The following is a 12,048-nucleotide window of genomic DNA, read 5'->3' on the forward strand; positions in this document are numbered from 1 at the left end:
ATATATGCTCGCAAATAGTGGTAGTTATGAAAATGCAGATTAATGGAAAAGCTGTCGAAGCATGCGGCGGGGAGTTTTTTGATGTTAAAAACCCGGCAACGGGTGAACTTATTGATAGGGTTCCCATGGGTTCCGAAAATGACGTGGATATGGCGGTTGGAGCCGCTGCTGCAGCTTCTGGCGGCTGGGCTGCAACTTCTCCCCAGCAGAGGGGCGTTATTCTTTACAGGGCTGCCGGGATCGTAAGGCAGAAAAAGGATGAACTTGCCGTCCTGCTTACGCGGGAACAGGGAAAACCTCTTTTCGAAGCTAAAAATGAGATCGAAGGTTTTGCAAATGTCCTGGAATATTATTGTGGGCTTGCAGGCAGCCTGCGGGGGGATTTTGTTACCGTTCCCCAAAACGGCTATGCTTTTACTGCAAAAAAACCCCTGGGGGTCTGCGCGGCAATAATCCCCTGGAACATGCCTGCCCTGATCATGGCCTGGAAAATAGGTCCTGCCCTTATTTCGGGGAACACTGTTGTGCTGAAGCCGGCAAGCAATACTCCCCTTACCAACCTTGCCCTGGCTTCGGTCCTGAATGAAGCCGGGCTGCCTGCCGGAGTGCTGAATGTTGTCACAGGCCCCGGAAATTCCGTTGGGGAAGCCCTGGTCCGCAGCCGGGAAGTGAAGAAAATCTCTTTTACTGGGGAATCAGGGACTGGAAAGCGTGTGGCAGAACTTGCCGCCGGTGGGATGAAAAGAGTGACCCTGGAACTCGGGGGAAGCGACCCCATGCTGGTCTGCGACGACGCTGAAATTGAAAGTGCGGCTATAGGAGCTCTCAGGGGGAGGTTTTACAACTGCGGGCAGACCTGTACTGCCGTCAAGCGAGTTTACGTTTTTGAGTCCGTGGCTGAAGAATTCATAAAAAAGCTTGAGGCCGGCATCCGGAATTTGAGAGTCGGAAACGGTCTGGATGGAAATATCAGTGTCGGGCCCCTTAATAACCTATCGCAGTGGGAATATGTGAAAGGGCTGGTAACCGAAATTAAGGAGAAGGATGAGGGTAAGGTCCTTACCGGAGGGAAGGTCCCGGAAGGCTGTGAATATGAAAAAGGGTATTTCTTCGAACCTTCTCTTGTCGTGGATGTGCCCCGGGATTCCAGGCTCCTGAATGAAGAGGTTTTCGGTCCGGTGTTGCCCGTAGTTACTGTAAAGGACCTTGACGAGGCAATTGAAGAGGCAAACAACACACGTTACGGGCTTGGGGCATCTCTCTGGACAAAGAATCTTGACAGAATCCGTACGGGCTGCGAAAAGTTGAATGCGGGAGTTGTGTGGATTAACCAGCACCTTAAGGTAGCTCCTGAAGTTCCTTTCGGGGGGGTTAAGGAGAGTGGTATGGGAAGAGAAAACGGTCCTGACGCTCTTCTCGAATATATGGATACGAAAACTATAATGCTAAAAGTTTGAATATGTTGCAAAGGCAAAAACAAAGAAAAAGATAAGACAAGTAATGATAAATCAAGACAGTCAAAGGAAAAGCTGCAAGGAAACAGAATTCCCGTGGATTCGCATATTTCAAAAGAATAAAATAAAGAAGTTTCGATGAGTTCAATATCGATCAGCAAAACCATCTTATGAACTCACTGTCGATTAATAAAAACATCTCGATGAGCCTAACATCTGTTGGCCCATCGAATTCCCCTTTTTTCTTTAAACAGGCTATTAATAAGCTTTTGAAGTTTACTTCTTGTACTTGGGCAGGAGCTGCATGAATTCGGCAGCTTCCATCACGGGAACACTATCTATTATGCAGATGTCGGACCAGGGCAGGTTGAAGGCCCCGTAAGCTTCGGAACTTTCGGCTTCGTAAAGGATAAAGTATCGGTTGCCTGAAAGATCAATCCACTGGTTGATAATATCGATTCCCTCAGGTACCTCCAGTTTCTTGAAGTGTTCAAGGATCTGATCGCGGGTCGCTGGGTCCCAGGTGCTAATGTCCATGAATAACATCTTTTACCACTCCTTTTCTTTGTTGCACAGTGCTGCCAATTCCCCTCCCCGGAAACCAGGGCAGCCTTTATACAGTATCCGGGTTTTTTAAGAGCTCCGCTCCAAGTGGAAAACATATCTGCTTCCCCCGGCTATGCCATCCCCACAGGTGCAGGTGTGACATGCGTGCCCCTAAAAGGCCAATATGCGGCCAAAGTTTCAAAGTTTCTTTTTATTAAATTATTAACTGTCCTTTCCTAATTCATCATTCCCCAAAATCCCCTCAGGATGATAAACTCGGTCAGACAGGTAGTCGTGCAGATAGTTCTGCAGGTATAGGCAGTATAATATCCTCCCTTAGACTATATAATAGTTAGTCCTAAAATTTATATCGATCTTGAAAATGGAATTAAGTCCTCATAAGAAACTCTTCATTAGCAGCCGGGCGCATTCAAATCCGGCTTTAACCGACCCGTTTATGCTTCTTTCAGGGTAATTCTCGGGAGAAAACATGCCTGCAAGGTAAAGCCCCCGGGGCCCCGGAGCTGCAGGAAGTACTTTTTCAAGATATCCCTGCTCGTACACCGGTGCGGTATCCAGTCGGCGGAAGAGTTTTTTCCAGCGCACTTCTTTTCTGGAAAAGGCAGGAAATATCTTTTCAAGCCCCGAAAGATAGGAATCAAGGACCTCTTCTTCCTTTTGCACCCATAGGGGGTCCTTTTCATTCTGGAAATAAGAAGCCAGATAGACCAGGTGTTCTCCGTAGTCCTCAAAGGGTAAAAAGTTAGTGTGTTCGATAACGGCTCCGAAAGGCACGTCTGCTTTTATGTTCAGCCAGTAAGTCCCGTCCTGCATAAGCCCTCTATCAAGCCCCAGGAGAGCGCATGCGGTTCCCTGGTACCGAATGCCCCGGAGGGTCTCGTGCAAAGCCTCAGGTTTGCCTTTTGTAAGCGCATCCAGCACTCCGGGTTCTACGGTTGAGATCACCGCATCACAGGCTACAAAAGTTCCGTTAGCGACCACCCCCTGTACAGCGTTATCCTGGATGACGATTTCGCTTACAGGGGTATTTTTCTGGATTATGCCGCCATTTTCACGCACTTCCTCTGCCAGGGCTTCTACCAGGGCATTGAACCCTCCTTTCATGTATCCAAGTTTTTCCCCGCCTCTGCCCCTGTCCGACCTGATTTTCACGCGCCCGATTAGCCAGGCTGCGGAAACGTTTTCGGCGTTGTCCCCGAATTTGCTTTTCAGAAGGGGGGCAAAAAAGTTTTCGTACACGTTGCTCCCTGCGGTATCGAGGATCCAGTCCTTTGCCTTTATTTTGTCATAAGGGGCCGTATCTTTAATGCCCCTGATCCTGAGGACCATCAGGCCCAGCCTTACAAGGTCAGAGAGGGAAAGGGGCTTGAAGCGCAGGATTTCCAGGGGTGTGTTCATCGGGTAAGCTTTTCCGTCCACAAAATAGGCATTTTTTCCCTCAAGCCACAGCATTTTCCTCTCGAGCCCCAGTTCCTCTATCAGGGCAAGGAGTTCGGAATCACTCCGGAAGATGTGGTGGTAGTATTTTTCAATGAAATATGGATTTTCCGCACTTTCCTGGCAGCAGCTTGCGGCCATTCCCCCAATTTCCGCATCTTTTTCAAAAATAAGGACTTCATTCTCTTTGCAAAGTCTGTACCCGGCTGACAGCCCTGCAATTCCGGATCCGATTATTGCTATTTTCATAGATTTTTTCCTCTTTCGTAAGACTTGCGGCAAGTTTGCCTCTCAAGCCTTTCTCCTTTTTAAATTTTTACTTCGCCTGAGTGCCCCAGGAACTGAGTGTCCCCCGGATATTTTCTTTTTTCCTGCTGTGGAAAAGGCTTCATTCAGCCCTTTCCAGGCTCCTTTTGTAATAAAGGGTGAACTCTTTTCCGGGACGCAGGGTGAAATTGTAGGATGCATAGTCTTCTTCCGGAATCTCCCTGTACATCTGGTATGCTGCAGGCACGATTATTGCATCATATTTTTTGTTCATGGGAAGCTTTGACATGTATCCTGTTTTTTCGTAGTCCCGAAGGTACCAGGGCAGGGGCCAGTACAGGTTTTTCGGGTCCACCACGTAGATCTTCATACTCTTTGGCCCGAGTTTTAACCCATCTATCTTTTCTATGAGCTCACGGATGTCCGGGGATGCTTGGGTGTAGGTCATCGGTTCTGCCGGCTCCATACTCCTGTAGTAGTTTACCGAGATGCCCTGTACCAGGGAAATTACCAGGGTGAGGGCAAGAACCCCTGCCAGTATAGTGCGGCTTCTCCTAAAAAGCTCTGGCCGGAAAGCTGGAAAATGTTTTGGTTCGGAGGTTTTTGGTTTTGTCCCATCGGCATTTTCCACGGGACTGCTTTTAAGTCTTCGGGGAAACATTTCTCCAAGGTATGCTCCTGCAAGAATCCCGAAAGGCAGGATGATATGCACGACTAGCCAGGGGACTTTTTCCTGGAGGTAGGAATAGAGCAGCAGGCTTGCAAGGGCCCAGTAGCAGAGGAAAAGGAAAAATTGGGAATTTTTCCCTCTCTTTTTAAGGAAGTGCAGGAAGCCTGCGGTCCCGAAGAGCAGGACGGGGATTTCGTACACGAGGAGAAGGGGGAAGTAGTAGTAAAAGGGTCCTCCTATGCGCTCGGTCCTGTGCATTGCCATCCAGTGGGAAAAAGCCCTTTCCACGATTGAGAAAAGGGATTCCGGGTTCCTGAAAAGGCTTGTGTAAAACAGCATTACAATGAAAATGAAGAGTGCGCCTGAAAGGAGGACATCAGGAATATAGGGTAAGAGGACAGAACTTTTGAAAAGAGCTTCACGCCCCTTTTTGGGTTCCGATGGCCTAAACTTTCCTTTCCTCCATCCGGAATAAATTCCGTATAAAATGCTAAGCCCTGCATAGCTTCCGAAGATAAGGATTATCAGGTAAGCGTTTTCCTTTGCAGTCACTGCAAGGGCAAGGGCCGATACGGCAAGGATGAGATACGGATATCTCTTTAGACTGTGAAGGTTCTCGAGGTATCGGACCCCTCCTGCGATGGCAGCAATAGTGCAGAAGACGATTATCATGTCATTTCTGAAGAACCTTGAAAAGTAAACCATGCTGGGAGAAGCTGCAAGCAAAAACGCTGACCAGAGGACGCCTCTTTTCCCCAGTTCTTTCTTCAGCAAAAAAAGCACCAGGATTGCGGCTGTTCCGAAAAGTACCGGGAGCAGGCGGGCTGTGGAGTCATTTATTCCGAGGAAGTGAAAGACCAGGGCTGTGGAATGGTAAAGGAAGGGGCCGTGGTAGGCGGGGTCGTAACTGTACTGCCCGTGTTCGAGGAGTTTCAGGGTAAGGCTGGAGTGTATACTCTCGTCATGGTGGAAAACCCGTTCCCCCAGATGAAAAAACCTGAGGAAGAGGGCAAAAAGGATGATCAAAAGTCCAAAAACCCTGTATTTTTTCTCCGAAAGCTCCGGCAAATTTGCGGGATCTGAACTGGAAAACCGAATAAACCCAGGGCTCTGGCCGCCGTCAGGCTCTGCCCCGTTTTCCTCGTCCTTCATGCTGCCCGTAGTCTGCATTATTTCCAAACCCTCCAGAACTGGCTCTTTTCCTATATGCACAGCTATATTTAAGGAATGGGGTGAAATAGCTTCCCCATGGCCGGATAAATCAAATCCGTTCCTTCTTTATTCTCCGTGTGTAAAATAAGTTTCAGTTCAAGACCATGTTGTTTTTGTGAGGGGTGAGGATATCACTCAAAAAAACAAGGAGTTCCAAAGCTCAACAGAAGCGGTTTCCCTGACCTTAAAGGGTTTTGAACTTTTCATCTCCGGCTAAAATGCCCTTAAAATCTTATGTGGTAAGGGACATCTCCTGCGCCCGGATCAACCTGTTCTAATCCGGTTTAAATGCCCTTCGGAACTTCATTTGCTAAGGATAGTTCATAATAATAGGGAAAGGACACTTATGAAACCGAGAATTATGCAGAAATTAGAAAAATTGACTTTTTGGGTTACTTTTAATAAGAAGTTGATAGTAAGCAGTCCGAATACAAAGGAAAAAATTAGTGCAAGAAGCGAGGGGATGTCTATCGCTATAAGGTCCATAATTCCGATTCCTATTTCGGCGCCAAGGACTGCGGGTATACTCATCAAAAAACTAAATTTAAGAGCCCTTTCGGAATCAAAGTCTCTGAAGAGAAGGGCTGCAACTGTAATTCCTGAACGGCTGATTCCGGGAAATGCAGAAAAGCCCTGAGCCGCGCCTACAAGCAGAGCATCCTTCGTATCCGGTATTTTTTTTGAATTTTTCGTATCTGCTGAAATTCGCTGGAATAAGCCGGTTAGTATTAAAAAAATTCCTACGGCAGCGGTAGCAAGTTCCCCGGAAACCTCTGCTGCCTCGGTTACGAACAGCATGATTGGCAGCCCGATGCACCCTGTGAGAAAAGTGGAGATTATAAGGAAGCTAATCAAAAGGTTTGTCTCCCCCGAATTTTCGGAAGAAGGCTTTTCCTGTTCCTTTTTCCCGGAATTTACTTTGCTAAATATTACTTTGCTAAAATAATCTGGGAGCTTCCTTATAATCAAAAGCACTTCTTCTCTAAAGTAGACAAGGGCCGCCAGGAGGGTTCCCATGTGCAGCCAGATGGCAATAGGAATTGCCTCTGATATCGATTTCCCAAAAAAGTTGATCATAATAAGGGAAGCTACCCCTTCACTGCTTACCGGCAGCCACTCTGCAACTCCCTGAACAATACCCAGGACAACAGCCTCAAAAAATGTCAGCATCCATATTCAATATGTTTGCCCGCTATATATACATTAAACCTTTTTTATAATGGGTAAGGACAATCAGTGATAACGAATCAATGATACGTAATTAACGATACGTAATTAATGATACAGAATTAATGTTAAGGACAATTAAACAAAAGGTACTATCCTGAAGATAAGGGAATATGAGGAATTCCAAGTGTATCACGACCAGGAAGTTACATCCGTTTTTGAGGTGCTGGAGACATCTGAATCCGGGTTGAGTCCCGAAGAAGCCGAAAAGAGGCTTCTTGAGTTCGGAAAAAACGAACTTGAAGAGGAAGAGAAAATTTCTGTCCTAAAACTTTTCCTTTCCCAGTTCAAAAGCATCCTTATAATCATTCTTATAGCAGCAGCAGTCGTCTCGGCCTGGCTTGGGGAGCTTGTGGATGCAGTCGTGATAATGTTTACGGTCTTTCTGGCAGGGATACTGGGTTTTGTGCAGGAGTACAGGGCAGAAAAGGCAATTGAACTCCTTAAGTCCCTGACAGCCCCCGAAGCCCTGGTTATCAGAAACGGGGCTGAGAAAAAGATCCCTTCGAAAGAACTGGTCCCCGGAGACATCATCCTGCTCCAGGCAGGGGACCGCATCCCCGCCGACTCAAGGCTTGTCGAGGGCTTTAACCTCAGGGTGGACGAATCCGCCCTGACCGGGGAATCCGTGCCTGTTGAAAAGCATAGTGATCTCCTGCCCCCGGAAACTCCCGAAGCCGACAGGAGAAACATTGTCTACACCGGAACTGCAGTCTCCTATGGGAGAGGAAAGGCAGTGGTCACGGCAACCGGGATGAAGACCGCCTTTGGGATGCTTGCGGGGCTTCTTGGGCAGATCGAACGGAAGCGGACCCCTCTGCAGGAAAGCCTGGACAAGTTCGGGAGGTGGATTGGCATCGCAACCCTTGTGGTTGTGGCTTTTGTCGCTTTGCTTGGAGTCCTTAACGGTTTTCCTCTTTTTGACATGTTCCTCTGGGGCGTTGCCCTGGCAGTTGCTGCAATCCCCGAAGCCCTCCCGGCTGTTGTGGCCGTGGGGCTGGGGCTCGGGGTCAGGCGGATGGTCGCCCGGCACGCCCTTGTGAGAAAACTGCCTTCAGTGGAGACACTGGGCGCAACCAATGTTATCTGTTCGGACAAGACCGGAACCCTGACCCAGAACAAGATGACGGTTGAGCGGATATACGTCAATGGAAAAGGGCTGGATGTCACAGGCACAGGGTACGAGCCTGAAGGGAAGTTTTTAAGCGGGGAAACCGAGCTTTCTCCGGAAGAGCCCCACCTCAGGAGGCTGCTGGTCACGGGTGCGCTTTGCAATGATTCGGGCCTTTTTAATGAGGACGGGGAATGGGATATAAAGGGTGACCCTACCGAAGCCGCTCTTGTGGTCGCTGCTGCCAAAGCAGGTTTCCGAAAAGCCGAACTTGAAGAAAAGTACAGGCGGGTCGGAGAAATTCCCTTTTCTTCGGAAAGCAAGAGGATGACCACCCTGAATGCTCTTGATGATACGGAACGTGTGTCGGGAATCAGGCTTTTTGCCTGCTCTAAAGGGGCTCCGGAAGTGATCCTTGATTCCTGCACAAAAATCTTTCTTGAAGGTGAGGAAAGGTCTTTAAGCCCTGGCCTCAGGGAAGAGGTCCTCGGGCAGGTAAGGGAGATGGCAGACCAGGCCCTTCGGGTGATGGCGTTTGCCTTCAGGTTTCTGGAAGAAGAGCTTCCTTCCGGGGAAACGGAGCAGGAAATGGTTTTTGTAGGGCTTATGGGGATGCGCGACCCTCCAAGAGAAGAGGTTAAAGCTGCAATCCTTACCTGTGCGAACGCCGGCATCAAGACCGTGATGATCACCGGAGACCATAAAATTACGGCATCGGCTATTGCAAGGGAACTCGGGATCTTCGGGGAAAACGACCTGATCCTCACGGGCAGCGAACTGGACAGCCTGGGAGCCGTTGAGTTTGAGGAGATTGTCGAAAGGGTCTCGGTCTATGCGAGGGTGTATCCCATCCACAAGCTCAGGGTTGTGGAAGCCTTAAAGAAAAAAGGTTATGTTGTGGCAATGACCGGGGACGGAGTAAACGATGCCCCTGCCCTGAAAGCTGCGGATATGGGCATTGCCATGGGCATCACGGGTACGGACGTGAGCAAAGAAGCCTCAAGCATGATCCTCACCGACGACAACTTTGCGTCAATTGTGGCTGCGGTGGAGGAAGGGCGAAACATATTCAAAAACATTAAAAATTTTATCGCATACGGGCTCACAACCCATCTTGGAGAAGTCCTTATCGTCCTGATCGCGGTTCTGGGCTGGCAGGTCCTTCCCCTGATCGCCGTGCAGATCCTCTGGATAAACCTTATCACGGACGGCCTGCCCCCCATGGCCCTTTCCGTAGAGCCTCCCGACAGGGGGCTCATGAAGCAGAAGCCAAGGGATGTTAAGGAAGGGCTGATTACCCGCCGGGAGGTCGCAGCGGCGCTGGGAATCGGGGGTCTGATTGCCCTGCAGGGCCTGATCGTCCTGCTATGGTCTCTCGACAGCGGTTTTCCCCTGGCTAAACTGCAAACCCTTATCTTCACTCTGGTGGTCTTTTCAGAGCTGTTCAATGCCTTTAACTGGCGCTCGGACAGGTATTCGATTTTTGCCCTGGGGCTTTTTACGAACAAACCCCTCCTATATGCCGTGGGAGCCACGGTTGGCCTGCAGCTCCTTGTGGTCTATGTCCCGTTCATGCAAACGGCTTTCCGGACAGTGCCGCTTTCGCTGGCCGACTGGGGAGTCATCCTTCCCCTTGCATCGACCACGTTTATAGCCATGGAGCTCGTGAAATATCTCCGGGCAAGAGTGTATAAATGAAATGTGGAGATACCTCCATTTTGTTCCTTTTTTGGGGGTATTTCGTTCCTTTTTGGGGGTGAACTTCGCTTCAGTCCTGTTCAATCTCCTGATTTCTTTTTCTTCTTCAGGATTGCCCATTTCAAACAGACCGGGGAGACAATAATCGACACTGCAACCATCACCACGATAGCCGAAAAAACCTCCTTGCTGATGATTCCCAGCCCCCTTCCTATGGAGAGCACGACAAGCTCGACTCCGGCCCGAGGCATCACTCCTATCCCGAAAATCAGGCTGTCATAGAAGTCGAATCCCACGGCTTTTGACCCTATGAAGCCTCCTATCAGTTTTCCGGAAAGGGCCGCAACGGTCACCAGCAGGGTGAAAAGTCCCGTGCCTTCGAGGGAAGCCAATTCTATTGAGTATCCTATGAAAGCAAAAAAGAAAGGGATCAGGATCCCGTAGGCAAGCCCGCTTACCTTGCTCTGGACATCCTGGAGTTTGGCAAGGGGAATTTCGGAAATAAGGACCCCGCCTATGAAGGCCCCTATGACGGCATGCAGTTCGAAGAGTTCGGCAAGGTAGGCTGAAAAGAGGGCGACCATTACCACGAAAGCAAAAATGGCTTCTTTTGCGTGCATGCGCTGGACGTACACAAAAAGGCGGGGGAAAAAGTATTTTCCCAGCAGGTACATGAGCCCCAGGAAGGCCAGGATTTTTCCTGCAATGAGCAGGACCTGGCCGGCCGAAGGCACCTGCTGGAAACGGGCAAAAGTGACCACTATGGAAAGGAAAAAGATTCCTATGATGTCGTCCAGGATTGAGGAGGAGAGCATTACCGTGCCTGGCCTTGTGGAGAGATAGTCCAGGTCGATAAGGGTCCTGACCACCACTCCTATGCTTGTGGGGCTGAAGGCAACTGCCATGAAGAGGCTCTCAAGGAAACCGAAGGAAAAAAGTCTGCCTATCCCGAAACCGAAAGCAAAGGCAAGGATAATCTGGAAGAGGGTCGGGACAAGAGCTATTTCGGATGCAGATTTCAGATCCTTCAGGTGCACTTCTTTGTACCCTGCGGTAAAGAGAAGGAAAATTGCTCCCAGTTCGGCAAAAAAAGATAGGACTTCAAGGTCTATGTCCAGAAAGAGTACTCCCAGAGTCACTCCGGCGAGGATCTCTCCCAGAATTGCCGGGATTCCGATCCTTTCGAATATTTCTCCGAAAACCTTTACGGTAAACAGGAGAAACAGTACCTGCAAAAGGGCACTCACGTCTTTCGGACCTCCCCTCTTTCTTTTTAACCCATTTCAAGGGCTCTTCTTCTGGAAACTTCCCTTACGATATCTCTTTTGGATATGACTCCTACCAGTTTTCCTTTCTCGGTTACGCAGACGCGGTCAAACCGGTGCTTCATCATCATTTCTGCTGCATCTATGAGTGTAGATCCAGGAGGGATTGTCACAGGGTGTGTGATCATGACATCTTTTGCGTGTACCCCAAGAGACCTCACAGCTACAAGGTGGGTGTGCTTTGCCCTCGGGATATGGGCAAAAAGCAGAATTTCAAGTACAATATCCTGATCGATTATCCCTGCCAGTTCCCCTCTGGAGTTCAATACCGGTAAGGTATGGTATAAGTACTTTTCAAAGAGGGTAAAGATTTCTTCAAGTAGAGCATCTTCGTGTACAGTGACCACTTCCCGGGTCATGAGCTCCTCTATTTTTATTTCAAGGCAGCTCTTGCAGTTCCAGGCCCCGGTTTCAGATTTCCCTTTTTCGGATCCTCCAGACAACTCGCCAGCCTCCGGGCTTTCAGGAGAATCAGGATCTTCCGGGTTTTCTATAGAAAAATTTTCCTTTCTTTTTGGTCCTTTTTCCGTTCCTCTGCCCCCTCCGGAATTGAAGATTTTAATTAGATTCCCCACTTAATGTGAAAAATTCTCTTTTAAGGAACCCCGGTTAATTTCTTATTTTTAAGCACTTTTAAGCACTTTCAAGTTATGTCCTCTGTCCCAATATAATATCCGTTTTCCTGTATTATGACATTTCCGTATCCGGAATGCCCGCTGCTTTATCCATAGGTATTTTAAGGAATTGTGAAATACTGTACCTCATGGCTGAGGTGAAAATCAAATTATTTGCAAATCTGCGTGAAGCTGCGGGGACGTCGGAACTGCAGCTTTCCGGAGAAAAAGTGAGTGATGTCCTTTTATCCCTTGCGGAAAAATTTCCCGAATTAAAGAAACTCATTTTTGAAAACGAATCTCAGGAAGTCGAATGTAAAGACCCGGTCCTCTGCGGAAATATTAATGTCCTGATCAATGGAAACAATGTCCGCCATCTGGAAGGGCTTGACACTCTTCTGTCCGAGGCCGACGAAATCGCAGTTCTGCCCCCGGTTTCCGGAGGCTGATTTTTTCGCGGGAGGTC

At 48.7% G+C, this 12,048-nt stretch carries 9 protein-coding genes; 3 read left to right on the forward strand and 6 right to left on the reverse strand.

What is annotated here, in order from left to right; genetic code table 11:
* Positions 1 to 26 precede the first annotated feature (26 nt).
* A complete protein-coding gene (locus tag FTO70_RS01070) occupies positions 27 to 1,457 on the forward strand; it encodes an aldehyde dehydrogenase (protein ID WP_255334029.1) in 1,431 nt (476 codons plus the stop codon).
* A 273-nt stretch (positions 1,458 to 1,730) separates the two neighbouring features.
* Here FTO70_RS01070 and FTO70_RS01075 read toward each other — a convergent pair whose 3' ends face one another.
* The 4 genes from FTO70_RS01075 to FTO70_RS01090 form a co-directional block, all read right to left on the reverse strand.
* Complete coding sequence (locus FTO70_RS01075; protein ID WP_255333843.1) at positions 1,731 to 2,000, reverse strand: DUF3303 domain-containing protein; 270 nt, start codon at positions 1,998 to 2,000, stop codon at positions 1,731 to 1,733.
* A gap of 396 nt (positions 2,001 to 2,396) precedes the next feature.
* Entirely contained in the window at positions 2,397 to 3,707 is a 1,311-nt protein-coding gene (locus tag FTO70_RS01080; RefSeq protein ID WP_255333844.1) for an NAD(P)/FAD-dependent oxidoreductase, read from the reverse strand.
* A 139-nt stretch (positions 3,708 to 3,846) separates the two neighbouring features.
* Entirely contained in the window at positions 3,847 to 5,565 is a 1,719-nt protein-coding gene (locus tag FTO70_RS01085; protein WP_255333845.1) for a flippase activity-associated protein Agl23, read from the reverse strand.
* Between the two features lie 363 nt (positions 5,566 to 5,928).
* Entirely contained in the window at positions 5,929 to 6,777 is an 849-nt protein-coding gene (locus tag FTO70_RS01090) for an undecaprenyl-diphosphate phosphatase (RefSeq protein WP_255333847.1), read from the reverse strand.
* Positions 6,778 to 6,961: 184 nt separating this feature from the next.
* On the opposite strand from FTO70_RS01090, the gene FTO70_RS01095 reads away from it, so the two are divergent.
* Positions 6,962 to 9,643, forward strand: a complete 2,682-nt coding sequence (locus FTO70_RS01095; RefSeq protein ID WP_255333848.1) for a calcium-translocating P-type ATPase, SERCA-type — start codon at positions 6,962 to 6,964, stop codon at positions 9,641 to 9,643.
* Between the two features lie 80 nt (positions 9,644 to 9,723).
* Here FTO70_RS01095 and FTO70_RS01100 read toward each other — a convergent pair whose 3' ends face one another.
* Together FTO70_RS01100 and FTO70_RS01105 are read right to left on the reverse strand one after the other, a co-directional pair.
* Entirely contained in the window at positions 9,724 to 10,890 is a 1,167-nt protein-coding gene (locus FTO70_RS01100) for a cation:proton antiporter (protein ID WP_255333849.1), read from the reverse strand.
* Positions 10,891 to 10,916: 26 nt separating this feature from the next.
* Entirely contained in the window at positions 10,917 to 11,411 is a 495-nt protein-coding gene (locus FTO70_RS01105) for an HPP family protein (protein ID WP_255333851.1), read from the reverse strand.
* Between the two features lie 320 nt (positions 11,412 to 11,731).
* On the opposite strand from FTO70_RS01105, the gene FTO70_RS01110 reads away from it, so the two are divergent.
* Positions 11,732 to 12,031 carry a ubiquitin-like small modifier protein 1 gene (locus FTO70_RS01110; protein ID WP_255333852.1) on the forward strand — a complete coding sequence of 100 codons (300 nt, stop codon included), beginning with the start codon at positions 11,732 to 11,734 and terminating at the stop codon, positions 12,029 to 12,031.
* Positions 12,032 to 12,048 lie beyond the last annotated feature (17 nt).

Origin of the sequence: Methanosarcina sp. KYL-1, from assembly GCF_024372725.1 — an archaeon.
Taxonomy (GTDB): Archaea; Halobacteriota; Methanosarcinia; order Methanosarcinales; family Methanosarcinaceae; genus Methanosarcina.